The sequence below is a fragment of the Hartmannibacter diazotrophicus genome, assembly GCF_900231165.1.
In the GTDB taxonomy this organism is placed as follows: domain Bacteria; phylum Pseudomonadota; class Alphaproteobacteria; order Rhizobiales; family Pleomorphomonadaceae; genus Hartmannibacter; species Hartmannibacter diazotrophicus.
Genome location: NZ_LT960614.1, coordinates 4,620,517 through 4,641,424, shown reverse-complemented (window position 1 = coordinate 4,641,424; position 20,908 = coordinate 4,620,517). Strand labels below are relative to the sequence as shown.

20 protein-coding genes are annotated in these 20,908 nt (G+C 63.6%); 7 read left to right on the top strand and 13 right to left on the bottom strand.

Annotated features, from left to right (window positions below; all coding sequences use genetic code 11):
- Positions 1-22 precede the first annotated feature (22 nt).
- Positions 23-1,423: a serine/threonine-protein kinase gene (locus HDIA_RS21485; protein ID WP_157775766.1), complete on the bottom strand. Its 1,401-nt coding sequence runs from the start codon at positions 1,421-1,423 to the stop codon at positions 23-25.
- A 103-nt stretch (positions 1,424-1,526) separates the two neighbouring features.
- Positions 1,527-2,399 (bottom strand): c-type heme family protein, encoded by an 873-nt coding sequence (locus tag HDIA_RS21480; protein ID WP_162292678.1) that lies wholly within the window; start codon positions 2,397-2,399, stop codon positions 1,527-1,529.
- A gap of 183 nt (positions 2,400-2,582) precedes the next feature.
- On the opposite strand from HDIA_RS21480, the gene HDIA_RS26005 reads away from it, so the two are divergent.
- The gene (locus tag HDIA_RS26005) at positions 2,583-3,851 is read left to right on the top strand and encodes a peptidoglycan-binding protein (protein ID WP_157775765.1); all 1,269 of its coding nucleotides are present in this window, start codon (positions 2,583-2,585) and stop codon (positions 3,849-3,851) included.
- Between the two features lie 84 nt (positions 3,852-3,935).
- Positions 3,936-4,298, top strand: a complete 363-nt coding sequence (locus tag HDIA_RS21470) for a hypothetical protein (protein WP_099558008.1) — start codon at positions 3,936-3,938, stop codon at positions 4,296-4,298.
- Between the two features lie 372 nt (positions 4,299-4,670).
- Here the strand turns inward: HDIA_RS21470 and HDIA_RS21465 are convergent, their stop codons facing one another.
- The 6 genes from HDIA_RS21465 to HDIA_RS21440 form a co-directional block, all read right to left on the bottom strand.
- Positions 4,671-5,360 carry a Crp/Fnr family transcriptional regulator gene (locus tag HDIA_RS21465; RefSeq protein WP_245884019.1) on the bottom strand — a complete coding sequence of 230 codons (690 nt, stop codon included), beginning with the start codon at positions 5,358-5,360 and terminating at the stop codon, positions 4,671-4,673.
- A 260-nt stretch (positions 5,361-5,620) separates the two neighbouring features.
- The gene (locus tag HDIA_RS21460) at positions 5,621-6,940 is read right to left on the bottom strand and encodes an HlyD family type I secretion periplasmic adaptor subunit (protein ID WP_099558006.1); all 1,320 of its coding nucleotides are present in this window, start codon (positions 6,938-6,940) and stop codon (positions 5,621-5,623) included.
- 94 nt (positions 6,941-7,034) lie between these two features.
- Positions 7,035-8,906, bottom strand: coding sequence for a type I secretion system permease/ATPase (locus HDIA_RS21455; protein ID WP_099558005.1), 1,872 nt, complete (start codon positions 8,904-8,906; stop codon positions 7,035-7,037).
- A 180-nt stretch (positions 8,907-9,086) separates the two neighbouring features.
- Positions 9,087-9,380 carry a hypothetical protein gene (locus HDIA_RS21450; RefSeq protein WP_099558004.1) on the bottom strand — a complete coding sequence of 98 codons (294 nt, stop codon included), beginning with the start codon at positions 9,378-9,380 and terminating at the stop codon, positions 9,087-9,089.
- Positions 9,381-9,514: 134 nt separating this feature from the next.
- Positions 9,515-9,958 carry a hypothetical protein gene (locus tag HDIA_RS21445; RefSeq protein WP_099558003.1) on the bottom strand — a complete coding sequence of 148 codons (444 nt, stop codon included), beginning with the start codon at positions 9,956-9,958 and terminating at the stop codon, positions 9,515-9,517.
- A gap of 128 nt (positions 9,959-10,086) precedes the next feature.
- Positions 10,087-10,386, bottom strand: a complete 300-nt coding sequence (locus HDIA_RS21440; protein ID WP_099558002.1) for a hypothetical protein — start codon at positions 10,384-10,386, stop codon at positions 10,087-10,089.
- Between the two features lie 716 nt (positions 10,387-11,102).
- On the opposite strand from HDIA_RS21440, the gene HDIA_RS21435 reads away from it, so the two are divergent.
- A complete protein-coding gene (locus HDIA_RS21435) occupies positions 11,103-11,426 on the top strand; it encodes a hypothetical protein (RefSeq protein WP_099558001.1) in 324 nt (107 codons plus the stop codon).
- A gap of 369 nt (positions 11,427-11,795) precedes the next feature.
- Here the strand turns inward: HDIA_RS21435 and HDIA_RS21430 are convergent, their stop codons facing one another.
- Positions 11,796-12,434: a response regulator transcription factor gene (locus HDIA_RS21430; protein ID WP_099558000.1), complete on the bottom strand. Its 639-nt coding sequence runs from the start codon at positions 12,432-12,434 to the stop codon at positions 11,796-11,798.
- Positions 12,431-14,443: a sensor histidine kinase gene (locus HDIA_RS21425; protein WP_173796277.1), complete on the bottom strand. Its 2,013-nt coding sequence runs from the start codon at positions 14,441-14,443 to the stop codon at positions 12,431-12,433. Before HDIA_RS21425 ends, HDIA_RS21430 begins: the two co-directional genes overlap by 4 nt.
- Before the next feature lie 212 nt (positions 14,444-14,655).
- Between HDIA_RS21425 and HDIA_RS21420 the strand changes: the two genes are divergently transcribed.
- The 3 genes from HDIA_RS21420 to HDIA_RS21410 all read left to right on the top strand — a co-directional run bounded on the left by HDIA_RS21420 (position 14,656) and on the right by HDIA_RS21410 (position 17,807).
- Positions 14,656-15,669 (top strand): TRAP transporter substrate-binding protein, encoded by a 1,014-nt coding sequence (locus HDIA_RS21420; protein ID WP_099557999.1) that lies wholly within the window; start codon positions 14,656-14,658, stop codon positions 15,667-15,669.
- A 160-nt stretch (positions 15,670-15,829) separates the two neighbouring features.
- Positions 15,830-16,477, top strand: a complete 648-nt coding sequence (locus HDIA_RS21415; RefSeq protein WP_099557998.1) for a TRAP transporter small permease — start codon at positions 15,830-15,832, stop codon at positions 16,475-16,477.
- A 4-nt stretch (positions 16,478-16,481) separates the two neighbouring features.
- On the top strand, positions 16,482-17,807 hold the full coding sequence (locus HDIA_RS21410; protein ID WP_099557997.1) for a TRAP transporter large permease: 1,326 nt from the start codon (positions 16,482-16,484) through the stop codon (positions 17,805-17,807).
- A gap of 250 nt (positions 17,808-18,057) precedes the next feature.
- Here the strand turns inward: HDIA_RS21410 and HDIA_RS21405 are convergent, their stop codons facing one another.
- Both HDIA_RS21405 and HDIA_RS21400 read right to left on the bottom strand, forming a co-directional pair.
- Positions 18,058-18,663 carry a cupin domain-containing protein gene (locus tag HDIA_RS21405; protein WP_099557996.1) on the bottom strand — a complete coding sequence of 202 codons (606 nt, stop codon included), beginning with the start codon at positions 18,661-18,663 and terminating at the stop codon, positions 18,058-18,060.
- A gap of 50 nt (positions 18,664-18,713) precedes the next feature.
- A complete protein-coding gene (locus HDIA_RS21400; RefSeq protein WP_099557995.1) occupies positions 18,714-19,298 on the bottom strand; it encodes a cupin domain-containing protein in 585 nt (194 codons plus the stop codon).
- Between the two features lie 386 nt (positions 19,299-19,684).
- Here HDIA_RS21400 and HDIA_RS21395 point away from each other — a divergent pair, with 386 nt between their 5' ends.
- Positions 19,685-20,287, top strand: a complete 603-nt coding sequence (locus tag HDIA_RS21395) for a HupE/UreJ family protein (protein ID WP_425432962.1) — start codon at positions 19,685-19,687, stop codon at positions 20,285-20,287.
- Positions 20,288-20,380: 93 nt separating this feature from the next.
- Here HDIA_RS21395 and HDIA_RS21390 read toward each other — a convergent pair whose 3' ends face one another.
- Positions 20,381-20,698 (bottom strand): non-heme iron oxygenase ferredoxin subunit, encoded by a 318-nt coding sequence (locus HDIA_RS21390; RefSeq protein WP_099557993.1) that lies wholly within the window; start codon positions 20,696-20,698, stop codon positions 20,381-20,383.
- Positions 20,699-20,908 lie beyond the last annotated feature (210 nt).

Genomic DNA, 20,908 nt, shown 5'->3' with positions numbered 1-20,908 from the left:
GGAAGCGCGAGTGCGATTGAGCTCAGGTTCCGTGCGTGCTGCGGAGAGCCAAGAATAAAGCCCTATCTTGCTCGCTCGGGATGAAGTCGGCAAGGCGGCGATAGAAATCTTCGAGGCTTGTTGCCTGTGCCGACTGGCGGGCGACGACCTTGTCGGCGACCGGACCGATCAACGGAAGGAGCGCCGCGGTCGCGGACCTGATCTCGTCGGGCGAGACGATCAACTGCTGAACGGGGGCTGACCTGTGCACCGCCTCCACCGGTCTGGGGCCGGGGCCGCCGATCGCGTCCGCCGTTTCCAGCACCCGCCTTGCCGTCACCCGAAAGGCGGAGGCCTCGACGTCGGAGCCGATCTGGCCCAGAAGGAGGTTCAGCATCGTGTCGGCGTCGGTCGCCTGCCGGGAGGCCTGCTTGACGACAAGCTTGGCGATCGGACCGAGCCAGCGGGCCAGCGTCTGGCTGAGTTCGTCGATCGTGTCCGACGACAGCGTCTCGGCCATGGTGTGGTTGAGCCCCTGCCTGCTGGTGGGGGGGGCCTCCTGAACGGCATGGAGCGACAGGCCGGTGAGGTCGAGTGGATCAAGGCCGTCCGGCGGGCGCGCCTCGATCGCGGCGTTCAGGGCCTCGATGAAGGCGTCGGCGGTCTGAAACCTGTCCTCCGGCTGCCGGGCAAGCGCCATGGAGATGACGTCGTCCAGTTCCGACCACAGCTCGGGTCGATAGCGGCGGATGGAGGGCGGACGCGATTCCATCAACTGCTGAATGAGATCGGACAGTTCAGTTGCGAGAAAGGGTTTCGTGCCGGTCAGGAGTTGGTAGAGGATCACGCCTGCCGAGAACAGATCCGATCGTCCGTCGGCCGGATGACCCAGGAAGCGCTCGGGCGACATGTAGTTCGGCGTTCCCACGGGCGAGCCGAAGCCCGGCTGCGTGAATTCCAGCGTTTCGATATGGGCGACGCCGAAATCGGACACCTTGATCGAGCTTGCCGTGGGGCAAAGGATGTTCGCGGGCTTGATGTCCCGGTGGACCACGCCCTTCGAATGCGCATAGCCGAGCGCGAAGAGAAGCTGCACCACGATCTCGCCAACCTGGCGAACGGGCGGCAGGACTCCCCGCCTGAGGACATTTTCAAGCGTTCCCGCGCTCACATATTCCATGACGATGAAGGGCGCGCCGTCGTGCTCGACGAAATCGAAGACGGTGACGATGTTGGGATGGAGGCAACGCCCGGCCGAGCGGGCTTCGACGGCGAACCGCCTGCGCAATTCGTCGTTCTGGCTGACGATGGTCAGGAATTCCGGGCGCAAGGTCTTGACCGCCAGTGGCCGGTCTATCGCCTCGTCGTATCCCTTGTAGACGACGCCGACCGCGCCGCGGCCAATGACCTCGCCAATACGATATTTCCCGACGCGACGAAGCATCCCCCCGCTCGCGCGAGTGGATGCGTCGGTCCGGCCATGTTCGTCGCCGCCTACGCCCATTCTCGGACTACCCTAACACTCGACCGTGCCCGGCGATCCCCGTTCAGGTACCCAGCATCTTCAGTGCACTGTCCAGGCTGCGGCGCATCCGGTTGAATGAACGCGACAGGGAGGCAATCTCGTCGGCGCCTTTCGCGTCGAACTCCGGCACTGTTGCATCGCCCATGCTGACGGCCTCGGCAGCCTTGGCCATCTTCAAAACGGGGCTGATGACGAGCAGGTTGAGAAGCAAATTTAAGAATACCATCAAAAATAGGAAGATGGCACTCGTCGTGCCAACGAAGAGCAATAAATTGTTCCAGATACGTTCCTCCGCACTTTTCATCGGAACCGAGAAAATTTGGGCTCCAATTGTTTCGTTAAGCTGCCAGCCGAAGCCATTCTTGTCGCCGTAGAGCGCCACCATCGATGCGACGGCGCGATCCGGCGTGGAATGACAGGACAGGCATGATTCGCTGCGAATCGTGAGCGGGAAGGCGCCGGTATAGAATGTCTCGCCATCCTGCTCGCGGATGCTGATGTCGTAGGGCAGTTCCGGATCCGCGCGCAGCTTCTCGATCAGTTCCTTTTCCCAAGGTTCGGCCAAATCCGCGGGATTTGTCGGGTTCAGGGCGGCTTCCTTGTAAAAGAAGTCCGGATAGTGCGCCTGGAAGTTGCGGAATGCAGTTTGCGCCGAAAAAGAAGGAACACTTTGGGGCAAAAATTGAATGGAAGAAAATTCAGCGAGCAGCGGCTGAATTTCGTCGGACGTATATTTTCTGACCGCAAGTGCCTGAGATCTCAGGATGTCGATCTGGCCGCGAAGTTGCTCCAGCACCTCGGCCTTCGAGATTTGGTAAAATGGGTAAACCGATACCGCAAGGCCAAGAATGTAGCACAGAAGTAGTACCAAGTTGAATTTGAGCCGCAATCCCATGGGTCGTCTCCAGCTGTGCAGGTGCCTCATTGCGCGTAGGATCGGTAATAGTTAACTTATCGTAACAAAGGGGAGGCTGTCATGAGTTTTGAATTTCAGGCCGCCGTAAAGGCAAATCCAACGCCGCTTCGTTCCGTGCCGCCGGCCTCGCTTCTCCGAAACTGGTCTTCCCGGATTTCCTGGATGGTCGCCGCCCTGGCGGCCCTGGCGATTGGCCTTCCAACCGGGGTCCTGGCTGCCGAAAGGGCTGCCTTCGTCGTTGCTGCGGAAGATTATACTCCACTGTCGCCGTCCCGCATCGGCCTGAAAAAAGGCGAGGCCGTCGTCGCCGCGTTGCGCCAGCAGGGCTTTGACGTGGTGGTCAGCACCAGCCCGACAAATGCCACCTCGCGGGCAAAACTGCGCGAGTTTGCCGATCTCGCCAACGGGGCCGATCTTGCGATTGCCGTGCTCATCGGGCACGGCGCGTCGACCGGCGGTCAGACCTTCTTCCTTCCGGTCAATACCAGCATCTCCCGCTCGACGGATCTCCTGTCGCGCGCTCTTTCGATTGCCAGCATCGCGCAAATCACGGAGCGGGCCAAGGCGAGTGGCGTGTTCTTCTTCGTGACGAACCCGGCCTGGCCGGATCTGGTCCCGGGCCTCGACAACCGTCCGACGGTTCGCGGCGAGGAGCGCCCGGGGCATTTCGTGATGCTCTCCACCTCACCATCCATTCCGGTCTCCCAGATCGACAACGCCAGCCTTCAGGCCACGGACGACTTTATCGCCGCGATTTCCAAGGCGGATGCAACGCTGGCCTCAGCCCTGAGCGCGGCGGAAGAGGGCGGCCGTGCCGTGGTGATCGGCAAGCCCGTCGATATTGCCCTCGTCAAGCCGCCGCCCGCGCCCGAACCGCCACCGGTCGCTGCCGCCCCGGCGCCTGTCGTTGCCGCTCCGGGCGCGGCTGCCGGCGAAAAGAAGCTGGAAGCCGAGCGCGAGGCCCGCGAGAAGGCCGAGACTGAGGCCGCCGCCGAGCGCGACCGCGCCGAAGAGGCGCGGCTTTCCGCACAGAAGGCCCAGGCGGACGTAGCGCGGGCACAGGCGGAGGCGGCCAAGGCGCAGGCGGAAGCAGAACGCGCACAGGCCGAGGCGGCCAAGGCGCAAGCGCAGGCCGAGGCTGCCAAGGCGGAGGCGGCGAAGTCCGCTGCCGAGGCTGAAGCGGTCGCGGCGAGGGAGCGCGCGCGTGCCTCCGCTCTCATTCCGATCAACGAGGCAGACCTTGGTTGGAGCCAGAAGCGGCTCGTTCAGGAAAAACTGCGCGATCTTGGACATTATCGAGGTCCGATCGACGCGATCATCGGTCCCCTGACGCGTCAGGGGATCATGGCGATGCAGCGCGATCGCGGCGATCCGGTGACGGGCTATCTGACCGCCGAGCAGTACAACATCCTCTTGACGAGCGGCCAGTAGACCTGAGGGCGCCTGTGAGCGCCCTCACAGTTCTCCGGACGAAACCGACATAGCCTGAGCCATCCTCAAACACGGGAGGCTTCCATGCTGATCGGTACGTCCTTCGGGGCACTTTTCTGCTACGACGTCTGTGAACACCGGAATGGCTATGTCGTCATGATGCGGGACGAGGACGACGAGTCCTGCGCCGCGGAGACGACCCTTTTCCGCAGCCTGCCGACGGCCCTGCGTTTTGCCGAATGGGTGGCGGCCTACGACCGCGCTCGCGCCGCCGAGGACATCGGCGATGACGACTTCCGCCGTCTGGCCCAGTCGAGGCTGGTGCGCGAATGGTCGCGCTACACCGAAGTCAGCCGTTTGCTGCTCGATGATGGAGAAAAGATCTCCATTGCGGATCCGGATGATCTCAGCGTCGATGTCGACGACACGCCGAGGACATTCCACTAGAGCCTATCCGTTCCAAACGGAGGCGCGGAAATGCTCCATGTCCCTGTTTTCGGCGAGGTCCGGACGGAACGCCGGTTCCCGCTTTTCCCGGATTTTCTCTTGAGCCGTCTGCGTTCATGCGAACGCGCGTGAGCGAGACCGACATGCTCCTGATTTAAAAGTGCAAGGCATCGCAAAAGGCAGTCATATGAAACCGTATGACTGCCTTTTGCGATGCCTTGAGCGTCGTCCGTAAATTGCCCGAAGGCGCACGCATCGCCTGTATGCGATCGCTGGCCGTCCTCGCCACCGCCCTTGTCGGGTTCGGTGCGGCATGGGCGCCAACAGGCGCCGGATCGAGACGACTACCCCACGCTTGTTTCCCCGGCCCTTTCAGTCGTCCTCGTCGGCCAACCGGGCCTCCCGGATCAGGCGCGGTTCGTCCTTGATGGTCACCCGGCTGCGATCGAGGGCGATGATGTCGGCCCTTTTCCAGATCTGAAGCTGGCGGTTTACCGTTTCCCGGGTGACGCCGACGAGAGTGCTGAGTTTTTCCTGCGAGATTTCGATCTCCTCTCCGAAGTCGTCCGCCAGCTTGAGCAGACGCCGCGCCAGCCGGGCCGGCAGCGGCAGGAGCGAGACCTCTTCCATCCGGCCACTCGTCCAGCGCAATCTCTCGCAGAGAAGCTCCATCAGGTGCAGGCTGATTTCCGGCTGACGTTTGAGAAGGTCATGGAAATCGGACCGGCGGATCGTGAGAAGCTCCGTCGCTTCGGCGGCGACAGCGTCGGCCGAGCGTTCGCGGCCGTCCAGGAGGGCGATTTCGCCGAAGACGTCGCCAGACCCCAGCACGTTCATGATGAGATGTTTGCCGCCGGCCGTCGTCGCCATGATGTGGATGCGACCGCGGCGCACGCAGTAGAGGGCATCGCCCGGATCGCCCTTCAGGAACAGCGTCTCCCCCTCCGCCAGGCGAACGGTGACTGTCAGCTCGGCGATCTTTTCGATCGTCTCCGGCCCAAGACCGGAAAAGATGGGATTGGTCGAGATCGCCGCGACCAGTGGCGAGATCGTCGTCGACAAGAGCCGTTTCCCCCGCTTGCGGATCCTGACGAAGAGAATGCGCCAATCGGCCGATGCTGGCCAGAGGCAATCCGGGCGCCTGCCGCGGCGCCGGAGCGCTCCTGCAAGTTCAGGGATCTCCGGAAGTCCGGAAGAGACGCTATGGCACGCCATGTTTCCTTGGCATGTCGGCTTGTCATCTTGCCCACGCACACCAGTCGACGTGAAAAGGCCGGGTCCACGTCTGCGGCACCCGGCCTTTTCCTGGTTCTGCGGCGTGCTTACTTCTCGCGGAAGGCGAGTTCCAGCTTTTCGGTCAGGGGTTGGGTCAGGTAGGTGATGACCCGGCGACTTTCGCCAACGATGAAGACTTCGGCCGGCAGACCAGGCGTCAACTCCTTGCCTTCCAGCTTGCCGCGCTCCTCGGGATCGATCCCGATCTTGACGGCGAAGTGTGCCTGGCCGGTTTTCGGGTTGACCACCTGGTCCGGCGACATCGAAATCACCTTGCCCGCGAGTTCCGGAATGACGAGCATCTTGAAGGCGCTGATCTTGACGGTTGCCGCCTGGCCGATGTGAACCTGGTCGATATCGGAGGGCGGAATGCTCGCGCTGACAACCAACGGCTCGGAGCTCGGGATGATCGACATCACCACTTGCCCGGGCGAGATAACGCCTCCGATCGTATGAACCGCAAGCTGGTGCACGAGGCCCGTGCGCGGTGAGCGCAGGTCGAGGCGCTGCAACCGATCGCGGGCAGCCGTCGCCTGCTCGGTCACCTCGGCGACCTGCGCGTCGATCTCATGAAGGCGGCTCAGCACCTCGGACTTTGCGCCGCGGTCGTGCTCCGCGATCTTCATTTCCGTCTCGGTGAGTTGCGAACGGGCCGAGGCGATCCGCGCCTCGGTATCGCCGAGATCGCCCTTGAGGCGGCTAACGTCGCGTTCGCTCTGGCGCAGGACGGGGCGGCGGATGAGCCCTTTCGTATCGAGCTGGCGAAGGTCGGCGAGGTGGCCCTCGGCCTGCTCGATTTCCTCGATGATGGCCTCGCGGCGCTGCTCCAGCCCGTCGATCTGGTACTGCACCTGCGTGCGGCGTTCCTGAAGCTGCGAGGCCTGGATCTTCCGGGTGAACATCCGTTCCGCAAGCAGCCCGCGTTCCGAGACAAGCGCGGCGCGAAGTTCCTGCTCCGCGTCCTCGGAGGTGACGGGAAGAACCGGCTCCACGATGGTTGATTGCTCCAGACGTTCGGCCTGAAGCCGGGCTCTTTCGGCGACAAGATCGACGAGGCGCCTTTCCTGAATGCGCATCTCCGCCCGGACCTTCGCGGCATCAAGCCGGATCAGGACCTGTCCTTCCCGGACGAGGTCGCCCTCGCGAACGAGGATCTCGCCGACGACGCCGCCTTCGGGATGCTGCACGGCCTGGGCATTGGACTCGGGCATGAACGTACCGGCCGTGATCACGGCGCTGTCGACCTGGGCCATTATGGACCAGGCGCCGATGCCCCCAAGGACGAACAGGGAGCTGATCAGGAACCAGCGCATCAGCTTCTTGATCGAGGAGTCGATCTCGAAGAGGTCCTTGTCGAATTCGGTCATGGTTCTGTCCTTCGAAACGATGGGGAGGCGCCGGGTGGCGCCTCCGATGCCCGGGACTTTGCTGCAAGACGTGGCCTGCCGACTGTGACGGACGTCACACGGCGCAGTCTGCGCTCGCCTCCTGCTGGCGCCGGACCCGCGACTGATCGAGGCTGGTGACCACGGTGTCGGTGCCGTTTTTCAGGGCGCTGGACGGAATGCGCGCGTCGTTCGCCGGCGCGTTGATGGCCGGCTGGCTTTCCGGCGTCGGGGCCGGCTTGTGCGGCTGGCCGAGGCGCGGGAACAGGGCGGTCAGCACCTGCTGCTTGGGACCGAACATCTCGGCGCGGCCCTTGCGCAGCGACAGGATCTTGTTGCAGGCGAAGATCGCACTCGGACGGTGGGCGACGATGATGACGATCTGCCCGTTCTGGCGCAGGCGCTGCACCGCTTCGTTGAGAGACTGCTCGCCCAGCGGGTCGAGGTTCGAGTTCGGCTCGTCCAGAACCACCACGAAGGGGTTGCCGAAGACCGCGCGGGCAAGGCCGATCCGCTGACGCTGACCGCCGGAGAGGATGGTTCCGCCTTCGCCGACCGGCGTGTCGTAGCCCCGCGGGAAGGACAGGATCATGTCATGGACGCCGGCGAGCCTGGCCGCCTCGACGATCTGGTCGGTCGTCGCGCCCTTGCGGAAGCGGGCAATGTTCTCGCCGATCGTGCCGTCGAACAGTTCGATGCTCTGCGGCAGGTGTCCGATGGCGTTGCCGATGGCATCGGACGAGTAGTGCGAGATCAGGGCATCGTCGTAGCGGACTTCGCCGCGCGCCACCGGCCAGGCGCCGACGAGGGCACGGATGAGGCTCGACTTGCCCGCCCCGCTCGGGCCGATGATGCCGAGCGCGTCGCCGGCTTCGACCTCGAAGGAGACGCCGCTGACGGTCGCGTTGTTGGTGCCCGGCGGGACGATCACCATGTCGCGGACCGACAGGGTGCGGTGCGGCTTCGGCATGCTGTGCGACTGGGCGACCGCCTTGGGCAGGCGGGCGGTCAGCATGCGCAGCCGGCGAAACGCCTGGAAGGAGTGCGACGTGGCGCGCCAGTGGCCGATGATCTGGTCGATCGGCGAGAGCGCACGGGCGAGGATGATGGAGCTGGCGAGCATGGCGCCGGCCGACAGCTCGCCCTCGATCACCAGAAGAGCGCCGAGCGCGAGCATGGCCGACTGCAGCGTCAGGCGCGCCGTCTTCGAGATCGCGCTGAAGAGGCTGGCCTGGTCAGCGAGGTCGCGGGCATGGGAGATGGAGGACACGTAGCCCTCGCCCCAGCGCTTGCAGAGGTCGTCGCCCATGCTCATGGCCGCGGCGGCTTCCGCGTTGCGGCGGGCGTCGAGCAGAAGAACCGAGGTCTGCGCATGCAGGCGGTTGGCGGTGCTGCTGGAGTTGCGCATCACCCGCTGGTTGATGAAGCTCACGATCAGCAGGAAGACCGCACCGCCCACAGCAGCCACGCCGAGCAGGGGATGCATGGCGAAGAGGAGGCAGTAGTAGAGCGGCACCCAGGGCAGGTCGAGGATCGTGACCGGGCCAGGTCCCATCAGATAGTTGCGCACTGCCGCGAGATCCTGCAGCGGATCGTGTTCGCGGGCATAGGGGCCGAACTGCAGCGGCAGTTTCAGCGTCGCACTGAAGAGCGTCGGCGCCAGCCGGTGGTCGAAGGCGATGCCGACGCGGGCCATGAGCCTGCTGCGCAGCCCCTCGAGGAAGCCGTAAAAGACGTAGAGGACGAGCACCAACAGGCTGAGGGCGACCAGTGTCGGGATGCTCTTGCTGGTCAGCACCTTGTTGTAGATGAGCATCATGAAGACCGGACCGGTCAGCATCAGGATGTTGCCGATGGAGCTGATGGCGCTGACGCCGCAAAGCGGCTTGCGGACAGCCTGGATGGCGGCCTGGAGTTGATCGGCGGCTGAGCGGGGCGTGTTCTTCATGGCGATGGTCCTCGGTTCGGGCGGTGCCCGGTTCGTTCATGAGCCCATCCTGCCGCGAACCCTTCATCAGGACTGTGAGGTCCATCACACGGGACCGGTTCTTCGGTCGAGGACCGGAAACGCAAACAAGCGCCGTGCGGATGCACGACGCCCGTCTGTGAGGTGACTTCGCTGGAGGGCTCAGAAGAGAACTGCGAAGCCGTCGACATCGCCGACCGACTGTTCGGCGGAGGCAACGACGCTGCCTTCGATGGAGTTGAAGGCGCCGTTGCCGGCATAGATGTCGGCGAAGTTCGTGCCGAGGTTCATGTCGGTGCCGTAGTCATAGTCGTAGCCGATGTCGCCGACGTGCTGGCTGGCGACGGCTGCGACGTCTCCGCCGACGTGGTTGGCGATGCCGTTGGCGACGTCCACGGACGCACCGTTGTAGCCTTCGTTGATCTCAGTAGTGGGAAGCGGGAGCCAAGGAAACATAGCCGATTATCCTTCATCTGGAGTGGTCTGGGTCCGAGTGGTTGAGGTCAGTGTTCAGTCTGGAGGTCGGCGCCGCCGGTCCTGTTTCCCAGGGGCAGGGTTCCCGAGGGGGAACGGGCGGCGCCTGGCCCGGCTCAGAAGAGAACCGGGAGGCCGTCCACATCGCCGACCGACTGGTCGGCCACCGCGACGACGCTGCCGTCGATGGAGTTGAAGGCACCGTTGCCGGCATAGACGTTGGCAGCGTTGGCGCCGAAGTTCAGGTCGGTGCCGTAGTCGTAGCCATAGTCGTGGCCGATATCGCCGACCTGCTGGGTGGCATATGCACCGACGTCGCCGTGGATGTGGTTGCCGATGCCGTTGCCGGCGTTCACGGTGGCAGCGTTGGTGCCGAGGTTCGTGTCGGAGCCGTAGTCGAAGCCATAGTCGAAGCCGTAGTCGACATCGCCGACATGCTGGGAGGCGACGGCAGCGACGTCTCCGCCGATGTGGTTGCCGATGCCGTTGCCGGCGTTCACGGACGCGCTGTTGTGGCCTTCGTTGATCTCAGTGGTGGGAAGCGGGAGCCAAGGGAACATTGCGATCATCCTTCATCTGGAGTGGGTTGGGTCTGAGTGGTCGAGGTCTGGGTGTTCAGTGCTGGAGGTCGGCGCCGCTGGTCCCGTTTCCCTGAGCAGGGTGAGAGGGCGGCGGCGCCAGACCCGGTTCAGAAGAGAACCGGGAAGCCGTCGACATCGCCGACCGACTGTTCGGCGGAGGCAACGACGCTGCCTTCGATGGAGTTGAAGGCGCCGTTGCCGGCGTAGATGTCGGCGAAGTTCGTGCCGAGGTTCATGTCGGTGCCGTAGTCGTAGTCGTAGCCGTAGTCGACATCGCCGACGTGCTGGCTGGCGACTGCTGCGACGTCTCCGCCGACGTGGTTGGCGATGCCGTTGGCGACGTTCACGGACGCGCCGTTGTGGCCTTCGTTGATCTCAGTGGTGGGAAGCGGGAGCCAAGGAAACATTGCGATCATCCTTCGTCTGGAGTGGTCTGGGTTTCAGGTTTCACCGGAGGAGCTGCTTTCCGTCCGCCGATGACCAGACAATGCCCGAGCCGCCCGGCGCGGACTGTGAGCAACCTCACACTTGCGTTCTGGCGATGGATTTTTCCTGGCGCGGGGCTTTTGCCGCTTCGCCGGCTAGGACGCCGGGGCGTCGTCCGCGAACCGTGGCGAGTAGGGATGACCGCGCGCGTGCGCGTAGGAACCTTTGCTGCCCGGCGCGAGAACGGACATGTCCGAACGGCGATGGCGACGCGATTGTGATTGCGATTGTCGCTCCCCTCCCGGAGCAACGCATGGCCAGGGGGATTCGTATCAGCACCCTTCACGCCATCCTCTGCGGGGGTGAGTTCAGGGCAGAACGCGTTCCCTCATACGCCTTCACCTGAACGCGGCATGTTCGAGGATCGATGCTCGGAGAGACTCCGGGCACCGGGGACGTGCTTTGCGCACGGAAAGTGGCCCGAGGAGAAAGCGTCCGAACGCGACGGCGACCGAGCGGGTCAGCTGGCCGCCGTCCGGCCGCCGCAGTCCTCGAAAATCGGGAAAATCAGGAGTGTGATGAACATCACAGTAGCCGCCGGCCGGTTGAGGCAAGGTCTGGTCATCGGACGAAACAAACGGTCCGACGACCTCCAGAGCGGATCACCCCACGCTCGCAACCTTGACGGAGAATTGACATGTATGAAGCTTGGCTCGCCACTTTCGGCTCGGAAATGAACCTCGGCACCAACACGGCTCAGGTCGAGGCCGGCAACGGCATCGGCAACCACATCGGCGGCGACGTGGCGGCTGTCGCCACCCAGCACGTCGGCGACATGGGCTACGGCCTGGAAATGTACGACATGTTCGGTGGTCCCCTCGTCGGCGACATCGAGATCAACGTCGGTGTCAACAACGCCATCGTCGTGGCCGGCAACGGCGCCTTCAACTCCATCGATGGCGATGTGATGGCCATCGCGGACCAGGCGATCGGCGACAGCGACCTCTCGCTGGCCCTTTAATCCGCAGCGAGGTTCGGGGCGGTGGTGACCGGCACCGCCCCACCTTGAGCCCCAATTCTTCCGCCGGTCCAGCTTTCTGGTTTCTCTTCCAGTTTCCTCTCCTGACCCCGACTGGCCCTCCTCCGGAGGGCCTTTTTTTGTTCTGCCGGGCAGGCTTCCTGTGAACCGGCGACACCCGGTCTTTTCCGATCATCTACCCGTCCATTGATCGGCCGTCGCGGCTCACGCCGTGACCCGCCGATCACCGAGTTGCAGATGCGTTCGGCGCGCGCCCGACCCATTGGACGGATAGGCCTCGGAATCAGCCTGTGCGGATAAAAAATGCCGTTCCCGGACTTTGCGAGGCAGACCGGATTGTCAAATGAGGCGTCACAGCGAGCCGTCCACCAACAGGCGACTCAGCTCTACGGCATTGCGCACGCCCATTTTCTCGAAGACCCGGGAACGGTGCACCTCCACCGTGCGCATCGAAATGCCGAGGCCGTCCGCAATCTGCTTGTTGAACCGGCCTTCCAACAGATGATCGAGAACCTGCCGCTCACGCGGCGTGAGGCTCTTGAGGCGGGTTGCCAATGCGTCACGGTCGGCGGTCCGCATGTAGCGTGTCTGCGCCTCGTTGAGGCCGGCGATCACGCTTTCGACGAGCGCGTTGTCATTGAAGGGCTTTTCGACAAAGTCGAAGGCGCCCTTCTTGAGCGCCTCCACTGCCAGCGGCACATCGGCATGGCCTGTGAGAAAGATCACCGGATCGGTGCCGCCGTCCTGCTGAAACCGGTCGAAGCATTCGATGCCGCCAATGCCTGTCATGCGTATGTCCATGACGATGCAGACGGGCGCGTCATCCTTGGCGCGATCCAGAAAGGCCTCGCCACTCGCGAAGCTTTCCGCGACGAGGCCGCGCGAGGAAAAGAGGAAGGTCAGGGAATCCCGGATGGCCTCGTCGTCGTCGACGATCAGAACCCGTCCGCCAACACCGTGCGATGTGCCGCCGTTTTCTTCCTGGGTCATGTCGGCAGAGCCTCTCTATCCGCCAGGGACAGTTGCAGGGGAAGCTGCGCGGTGAACACGGTGCCGCCGCCGTCGTGGGGTGCATGGGAGAGCTTGCCCTGGTGCAGTTCGACGATCGAGCGGCAGATGTTGAGCCCCATGCCCATGCCTTCCGCCTTCGTCGATACGAACGCTTCGAAAAGCCGCGGTGCCAGCCCTTCTTCGATGCCGGGTCCGCGATCGGTGACGGAAATGACCAGCATTTCCGCTTCGCAGAAAGCCGAAATGCTGAGAATGCGGTGCTCTTCCGGCTCATGCGCCATCGCCTCGGCGCCGTTGCGCACGAGGTTGATCAGCAGTTGCTCGATGAGGATGCGGTCGGCTGTGAGGGCAGGCAGGCCAAGGTCGATGCGCGTTTCGATGCGAACGCGGGCATTGGCAAGGTCGGAGCGCACGAAGGCGAGCGTTTCCTCTATGACCGGCCCGATGGCAAGGGCGGCAAAACGAGGCTCGCGCTTGCGCACGAAATCCTGGATGCGGCGAATGATCTGACCGGCGCGGTCGGCCTGGACCGCGAGCTTCTTCAATGCCGCTGTCACGTCCTCGCGTGCCCGGCTCTGCGGCGTCTGGTCCAGAAGGTTGAGCGAACCGGCGGCATAGCTGGCAATCGCGCCAAGTGGCTGGTTGAGCTCATGCGCCAGCGTCGAGGCCATCTCTCCGAGGGTGACTAGGCGGCCGGTGCGCGCAAGGCTTTCGGCCTGCAGGCGCGCAAGTTCCGCCGCGGCCTTGCGATCGGTGATGTCGATGATCGAGCCCATCCAGCCGCGATGCTGCCCGGCGCCATCGACGAGGGGCGCTTCGTAGACGAGAACGTCGAATTCATTGCCGTCGGCCCGGCGAAAGCGCGTCTCGAAACTCTGCGGCTGCGGCACCGACCGGGCCAGCGCCTCGTGGCGCCTTATCGTCTCCGCGAGCCGGTCCTCGCACCAGTAAGGCATGGGTGGCTTGAGGCCGATGAGATCCTCCACGGCGAGGCCGACCATGCGCGCGAAGGCGGCGTTGACGTAGAGAATGCGGCCCTCGTGGTCGCGCGCGCGCATCCCGATCGTGAGACTTTCCTCCATCGAGCGCCGGAAGGCGGTTTCGGCCTTCAGCCGCTGTTCGGCCCGCCGCCGCCGCGCCACGTGCCGCTGCAGGACAAGCAGCGAGAGCACGGCCAGAAAGGCCAGGCCCAGGATTGCCGCGATCAGCATGTTGGAGGAAAACTCCGACGCCATCTTGTAGGGCGCGATGACCAGCGAAAGACCGGCAAGCGGTGGATCGAAGCTGATCGTGTGCTCGACGCCCTTCAGCGGCTCGACGCGCGACTTTTCAACCTTCAGCCCGCCGGAGGCGTCGACGAGACGGACTGCGTATTTTTCGGCGATCCACCAGGGCACGTGCCGCATGATCAGGGCCGTGAGCGAGATGGTGGTGACGATTGCCCCTTTTCCGGGACCGACCGCGGCCGCCATGTCGACAACGAAGGATCCGTCTGAAACCGTGCGCAGATCGCCGTAGATCGGGCGCACGGAAAAGCGCGTCATGCCGAGAACGCGGGTCACCGCGTCCGGCATGGTCGTCCCGGCGGGCAGGTCCGGCACCATGCCGACCAGCTCGCCCGCGCCCGTGAACCAGGCGATGGACAGCACTTCCGGATTGTTGGAGACGTGCACGCGGGCGCGGTCGAGCACGGTCGTCGCAGCCAGATCATGGCGACCGGCATCGAGCGCGAGACGGCTCACCGCGTCCTCGTCGGTGGCAAGCTGGAAGCGCAGGGTCTGCTCCACCCAGAGCGCATCGGAAATCAGCTGGGTGCGGGCGCGCTCCGTCTCCTCCCTGTCGAGGACATAGAGAAGGGCGCCGACGAGGGTGACGAGCAGGACGATGGCGACAACCGGCATTGCGGACAGAATGGCATCCCGCGCCCCGCCCGATACGGGCAGCGCGGCCATCTCGGTATCGTCCGGCAGTCCTTGCCCGCCATCCATCCCCGTGCCTTCCCTGGACCGCGTTTCGTGCAATCCTGTTCGCTCGCCGGCTATTTGTGCTGATGTGCGCCGGTGTTTCGGATCTCCACAATAGCGAAGACCCGGGTTTTCTTCCTAATAGCCCTCGATGCCTCACGGGGGAAGGAGCAGCAATCGGTCAAAATGGACCGGATGTTGTCCCGAGGGGCCGAAACCAATGGGAGGTTCCGCTCATGATTACCCGTCGCACCGCGGTCGCCGCCGCGGCAGGCCTTGGCCTTGTGCTTTCTCTCGCTGCCGCAGGTCCGGCTCTGGCGGACGATCCGATCGTCATCAAGTTCAGCCATGTGGTCGCTCCCGGCACGCCGAAGGGCAGAGGCGCGGACAAGTTCAAGGAACTGGCCGAAAAATACACGAACGGGAAGGTGACCGTTGAGGTCTACCCGAATTCGCAGCTCTACAAGGACAAGGAAGAGCTGGAGGCCCTGCAGCTTGGCGCGGTGCAGATGCTTGCTCCGTCGCTGGCGAAATTCGGCCCGCTCGGTGTGAAGGACTTCGAGGTTTTCGACCTTCCCTACATTTTCCCGAACTACGGCGCCCTGCATCGGGTCACCAAGGGGCCGATCGGCAAGGAGCTGTTCGAAAAGCTCGCCGACAAGGGCATCACCGGCCTTGCCTATTGGGACAACGGCTTCAAGATCATGAGCGCCAACTCGCCGCTGCATATGCCGGACGATTTCCTCGGCCTCAAGATGCGCATCCAGTCGTCGAAAGTTCTGGAGGCGGAAATGAATGACCTCGGCGCGGTGCCGCAGGTCATGGCCTTCTCGGAAGTCTACCAGGCGCTGCAGACCGGCGTCGTCGATGGGACCGAGAACCCGCCGTCCAACATGTACACCCAGAAAATGAACGAGGTGCAGAAGCACGCCACGATCTCCAACCACGGCTATCTCGGCTATGCGGTGATCGTGAACAAGAAATTCTGGGACGGCCTGCCGGACGACATCCGTGGCGAGCTGACGAAGGCCATGGACGAAGCAACCGACTACGCCAACGGCATCGCCAAGGAAGAGAACGACAAGGCGCTCGAGGCCATGAAGGCCGCCGGCACGACCGAGTTCCATGAGATGACCGACGACGAGCGCGCCGCCTGGGTCACGGCCCTGAAGCCTGTCCGCGACCAGATGTCGGACCGCATCGGTGCCGACCTCATCAAGAAGGTCGAGTACGCCGCCGGCTCTTCGTAAGGCATGAAGGCCCCTCGCTGTCCTGGCGGGGGGCCTTTTTCAACGCCCGTTTTCCGAAGTTCGCAGCCCTCTCCCGCCTAGCCGGGGGAGGGACCGGGAGCGGCTGGACCCGCCGCACCACATCGCCCGAACGTCTCATCCAACCGAAGGAGCCCGTCTCATGCTCCGCATGCTCGACCGCCTCGAGGAAATCCTGATCGCGACGCTGATCGCGCTGGCGACCGTCATCATCTTCGTCTCCGTCGCCCATCGCTATTCGCTTGGCTTCGTTGCGGGCCTCATCGGCTTCGGACGCAGCCATGACATGATGTGGCTCGCCGACGGGGCGAAGGCGACCTATCTCTCGCTGCGCCAGATCAATCTGGTCTGGGCGCAGGAACTCTGCATCATCTTCTTCGTCTGGATGGCGAAATTCGGCGCGGCCTATGGCGTGCGCACCGGCATCCACGTCGGCATCGACGTGCTGATCAACCGGCTCGACAACAGGTGGCGCAACAGCTTCATCCTCTTCGGCCTCGCCTGCGGCGCCTTCTTCACCGGCATCATCGGCGCACTCGGCGCCCGCTTCGTCTGGGACATCGCCCACACGACGTCCACCTCCGTCGACCTGGAGGTGCCGATGTGGATCGTCTATCTGGCGATCCCGCTCGGTTCCTTCCTGATGTGCTTCCGCTTCCTGCAGGTCGCCGTCCATTACGCCCGCACTGGCGAACTGCCTCACCACGACCATGGCCATGTGGACGGCGTCGACGACGATGCGGCCGCCTCAGCCATCGCGGCCAGCCCGCTGACGCCGAAGGAGCGTTGATCCCATGAGCGCGAGCTTCATCTTCGGCGGTCTCATCGCCCTCATGCTGACGGGCATGCCGATCTCGATCGCCCTCGGCCTCACCGTCCTCGCATTCCTCTTCACCATGACGTCCGTGCCGCTCGACACGGTGGCGCTGAAGCTCTTCACCGGCATCGAGAAGTTCGAGATCATGGCGATCCCCTTCTTCATTCTCGCCGGCAACTTCCTGACGCACGGCGGCGTTGCCCGCCGCATGATCAACTTCGCCACCGACATGGTGGGCCACTGGTATGGCGGCCTCGGGCTTGCGGGCGTCATCGCCTGCGCGCTCTTTGCCGCCGTCTCCGGCTCGTCGCCGGCCACCGTCGTCGCCATTGGCTCGGTCATTCTGCCGGCCATGGTGCGCCAGGGATTTCCGAAGGAATTCGGCGCCGGCATCATCACCACCTCCGGCGCGCTCGGCATCCTGATCCCGCCCTCGATCGTGATGGTGATGTATTCGGTGGCGACCTCCGGCATGCTGGCCATCGGCCCGGACGGCAAGGAAGTCTCCTCCGCCTCCGTGGGGCAGCTCTTCATGGCCGGCGTGGTGCCCGGCCTGATGCTGGCAACGCTGCTCGGCCTCACCACATGGTATCGCGCTCGCAAGTTCGACTATCCCCGCCTGCCGAAGGCAAGCTGGGACCAGCGCCTCATGAGTTTCCGCAAGGCGGTCTGGGGCCTTTTGCTCATCGTCATCGTCATCGGCGGCATCTACACCGGCGCCTTCACACCGACGGAAGCCGCTGCCATGAGCGCGGTCTACGCCTTCGTCATCGCCGTCTTCGTCTATCGAGACATGAGTCTCAAGGACGTGCCGAAGGTGTTGCTCGCCTCGGCCAACATGTCGGCGATGCTGCTCTACATCATCACCAACGCCATTCTGTTCTCCTTCCTGATGACCCACGAGAACATTCCCCAGGCGCTGGGCGAATGGATGGTCTCGACCGGCCTTTCCTGGTGGATGTTCCTCATCATGGTGAACATCATCCTGCTGGCCGCCGGCAACTTCATGGAGCCCTCATCAATTGTCCTGATCATGGCGCCGATCCTCTTTCCCGTCGCCGTGCGCCTCGGCATCGACCCGGTCCATTTCGGCATCATGATCGTCGTCAACATGGAAGTCGGCATGTGCCACCCGCCGGTCGGGCTCAACCTCTACGTCGCATCGGGCATCACCAAGATGGGCATCACCGACCTCACCGTCGCCGTCATGCCCTGGCTCATGACCATGCTCGGGTTCCTGCTGCTCGTGACCTATGTGCCCGAAATCTCGCTGGCCCTGCCGCGATTGCTGGGGATGATGTGAGAGATGGCGTGCCGGCCAATCGAATTTTTCGGCATCGCGCACGCCAACCTCTGCCCGTTTGGGAGGACTTCTCGCTTGGACTGCCTTTGAAAGGTTCGGACGGGCACGATGGGGGCGCATCATCTAGGTGAGCCCCCGCCGGTTCCGGACCATCAAACCCAAGCGTTTCAGATATCGCCGCACTGGCGGCTTGGCGGCATGCCATGCGCAAGACCGCCAAGCTCGACAATCGTTACCGTGTTTCGGCGCCTCAGGCCCCGGCGTCCGGATCCTCCGGCGGGATCCAGAGGTCCTCAAAGCCCTTCGCGGGCTCGAGCTGGTCGAACCAGTCGAAACCGATCGCCTTCATGATGCGGCTGTTGATGACGATCACCCGCGCTTCCGTCGCAGCGGTGTTGAAGCGCTTGTGGGCGCAGTAGGGCGGAATATAGATGAAATCGCCCGGTCCCCATTCGACCTTCTTCGGCGTCGTGTCCCATTCCCACACGAAGGTGTCCTTGCAGTCGAAACGGACATCATAGTGCAGGTCGTAGCCGGTTCCCTCGATCACATAGGCCACCTCCTCGCTGAGATGGCGGCTCGTGCCGGTGGCCTCGCCCTGGCCGAGGAACTGCATGTAGATGTCGAGACAGCATTCCTTCGTGTTCATCCGTTCGTTGATGACGTGCTTGATGAGGCCATCCGGTGAGCGTTCCATGGGCATCTGGTGCCATTTCACGACGCCGAGACGATCTTCGTATTCCTCCCGAAACTGCTTCGAGGCGGCAAGTGCCTCCGCATAGAAATTCACATAGGTGTCCCCGGAGCGGGCGCGCTCCTTCTCGGTCGAATCCAGAAAGGACGGGATGGCGGACATGAATGAAACTCCGGTCTTGGCAATGGTGCTGACGTCAGAAGGACGGGGGCTCAGAGGTCTTCCGGCGGGTGGTAGCCTTCCTGGCCCGGCACGGCGGACTTCGGCGGATACTCGACGACCTTTTGGAAGATGAGGTGCATGAACAGGAAGAGCGGCTTGGCCTTCATGATCAGGACGATCGTCTCGTCGTCCGGGTCGTCGGAGATATGCTGGTGGACACAGCCGTTCTCGACGATCAGCGCGTCGCCTGCCTCCCAGTCGAGCCGCTTGCCGTCATGGATGTCGTGGCCGCGCCCCTTGAGGACGAAGAAGACGGCGCTGTTCATGTGGCCGTGCTTCTGGCCGTAGCCGCCGGGCGAGAAGACGTCGATATGGGTCTCGATCGACTGGGCGACCTTGACCGCCTGGGGATTGATGACCTTCTTGCCGAAGTTCTGCGGCCCGCCTTTCCACTTCAAGTCCTTGGTGTGATAGACGCGTGGCTGCGAGAAGAGCTCCTGCATCAACTCGCCATACGTGCCCTCGAGCGCACGGACAAAGGTCCGTTTCTTGGTCCAGCGCTCCCAGACCACGCTTTCCGCCGGCCCTTCGCTGTTGTGCCCGATCGTGGCTTCGCTGCCGATATCCTCCGCCATTCCTTGCTCCCTCTGCATGAAGTCGGGACAGCGCCGGACGCTCCGTCGCTGCGGTTGGCGAAAGGCTGATCGCCGGCCTGTTCAATTGCAAATGCAAATTCGGTCTTTCTGCGAACATGAATGCGAGGGTGCAGCCGGCAGGCGCCAATGCCGTTCCATCCCATTCATTCGACAGCCCGTCTGTTCCCCCTCCTGACGGGTCCGCCGGACCCAAAGCCCTGCCTGTTGGGTGCCAGATGAAATCGATACTGGCCAATGACCGGCTCGACGATCCTTCTAATACGGTGATCGGCCACCCGGCAGGGAGGTCGCGCGTTTGCGCGGTGGCACGGGCAGTTCTGGCCGGTGCGGCCGAAAGAGACGAAAGGGCAACAGGAATGAAGAGGATCGTTTCCACCACCGTGGCAGGGCTTGTCGGGAGCGCGTCGCTTGTCGCGGCGACGACGTCCGCCTTCGCACATACCGGCGTTGGAGCCACCAGCGGCTTCGCCCACGGGTTCATGCATCCGATCGGCGGTCTCGACCACGTATTGGCGATGGTGATGGTCGGCATGCTGGCCGGCAGGATGGGGGGCCGCGCGACGTTGCTGGTTCCGGCCGCCTTCGTGACGGTGATGATGATTGGTGGCACGCTCGGCGTTGCCGGCATGCCGCTTCCCTTCGTGGAGACCGGGATTGCGCTGTCGGTCCTGGTTCTCGGCGGGATGGTCGCCCTCGGCATTCAGGCGCCGGTTGCCGTCGCCATGGGGATTGTCGGTGTCTTCGCGATGTTCCACGGCCACGCACATGGTGCGGAAATGCCGGAAACCGCGAGTGGCCTTGCCTATGGCGGCGGTTTCGTGGCCGCGACGATCCTTCTGCATGCCGCAGGCGTCGGCCTCGGTCATCTGTCGTCCGGCGCGGCGAAGCGGGGCGGTCTCGTCTATGCCCGCGCTGCGGGCGGCCTGTCGGCGGTTGCCGGTGTTGCGATGCTCGTCGGAAATCTCTGACGGGCGCGCAGGCAAAGATCGGTCAAGGCCTGCGGCAACCCCGCCAGAAGCCGGGTCCGCAGGCCGCCGTTTCCGCGCCTTGCGAGGGCGGCATCAGGTCTCGATCAGGACCGCGCCGTCCTCGACGACGACCTTGTAGGTCTTGACCGGCACCATGCAAGGCGGCGTCACGACCGCGCCGGTGCGGATATCGAAGGCCCCATTGTGGAAATCGCATTCCACGGTGTGGCCGTCGATATAGCCTTCCGACAGCGATCCGGGCCCGTGTGTGCATTCGTCATCGGTAACGAAGAAAACGCCGTCGATATTGAAGACGGCAAGCACGAGGTCCTCGGTTTCGACCCTGATCGCGCTGTCGAAATCGACGTCGTCGGTTGAGCACAGTCTGATTTTTGTGCGGGCTTCCGCCATGACTTCCTCTTCTGTTTCAGTTCCGCCCCACTTCGCCGGCCTTGACCGTGGTCCCGTCCGGCTGTAGCCTTCTTAAAACGAAACGTCGTTCCGCATATAAGAACAACATCAAGATAGCAAGTCTCGCAACGACGTCAACCCGCCCGGCCAAGCGGATTTGGTCTGGCAGCAATCGGCAGACCGGGCAGAAACCGGGCGCCGCTTCCTGGA

Coding starts and splice junctions, on each gene's coding strand:
- HDIA_RS21480 (WP_162292678.1), bottom strand. CDS start 2,399: ATGGGATTGCGGCTCAAATTCAACTTGGTACTACTTCTGTGCTACATT.
- HDIA_RS26005 (WP_157775765.1), top strand. CDS start 2,583: ATGGTCGCCGCCCTGGCGGCCCTGGCGATTGGCCTTCCAACCGGGGTC.
- HDIA_RS21405 (WP_099557996.1), bottom strand. CDS start 18,663: ATGTCCGCCATCCCGTCCTTTCTGGATTCGACCGAGAAGGAGCGCGCC.
- HDIA_RS21400 (WP_099557995.1), bottom strand. CDS start 19,298: ATGGCGGAGGATATCGGCAGCGAAGCCACGATCGGGCACAACAGCGAA.
- HDIA_RS21410 (WP_099557997.1), top strand. CDS start 16,482: ATGAGCGCGAGCTTCATCTTCGGCGGTCTCATCGCCCTCATGCTGACG.
- HDIA_RS21440 (WP_099558002.1), bottom strand. CDS start 10,386: ATGTTTCCTTGGCTCCCGCTTCCCACCACTGAGATCAACGAAGGCCAC.
- HDIA_RS21470 (WP_099558008.1), top strand. CDS start 3,936: ATGCTGATCGGTACGTCCTTCGGGGCACTTTTCTGCTACGACGTCTGT.
- HDIA_RS21450 (WP_099558004.1), bottom strand. CDS start 9,380: ATGTTTCCTTGGCTCCCGCTTCCCACTACTGAGATCAACGAAGGCTAC.
- HDIA_RS21435 (WP_099558001.1), top strand. CDS start 11,103: ATGTATGAAGCTTGGCTCGCCACTTTCGGCTCGGAAATGAACCTCGGC.
- HDIA_RS21420 (WP_099557999.1), top strand. CDS start 14,656: ATGATTACCCGTCGCACCGCGGTCGCCGCCGCGGCAGGCCTTGGCCTT.
- HDIA_RS21485 (WP_157775766.1), bottom strand. CDS start 1,423: ATGCTTCGTCGCGTCGGGAAATATCGTATTGGCGAGGTCATTGGCCGC.
- HDIA_RS21425 (WP_173796277.1), bottom strand. CDS start 14,443: ATGGATGGCGGGCAAGGACTGCCGGACGATACCGAGATGGCCGCGCTG.
- HDIA_RS21415 (WP_099557998.1), top strand. CDS start 15,830: ATGCTCCGCATGCTCGACCGCCTCGAGGAAATCCTGATCGCGACGCTG.
- HDIA_RS21460 (WP_099558006.1), bottom strand. CDS start 6,940: ATGACCGAATTCGACAAGGACCTCTTCGAGATCGACTCCTCGATCAAG.
- HDIA_RS21445 (WP_099558003.1), bottom strand. CDS start 9,958: ATGTTCCCTTGGCTCCCGCTTCCCACCACTGAGATCAACGAAGGCCAC.
- HDIA_RS21455 (WP_099558005.1), bottom strand. CDS start 8,906: ATGAAGAACACGCCCCGCTCAGCCGCCGATCAACTCCAGGCCGCCATC.
- HDIA_RS21430 (WP_099558000.1), bottom strand. CDS start 12,434: ATGACCCAGGAAGAAAACGGCGGCACATCGCACGGTGTTGGCGGACGG.
- HDIA_RS21390 (WP_099557993.1), bottom strand. CDS start 20,698: ATGGCGGAAGCCCGCACAAAAATCAGACTGTGCTCAACCGACGACGTC.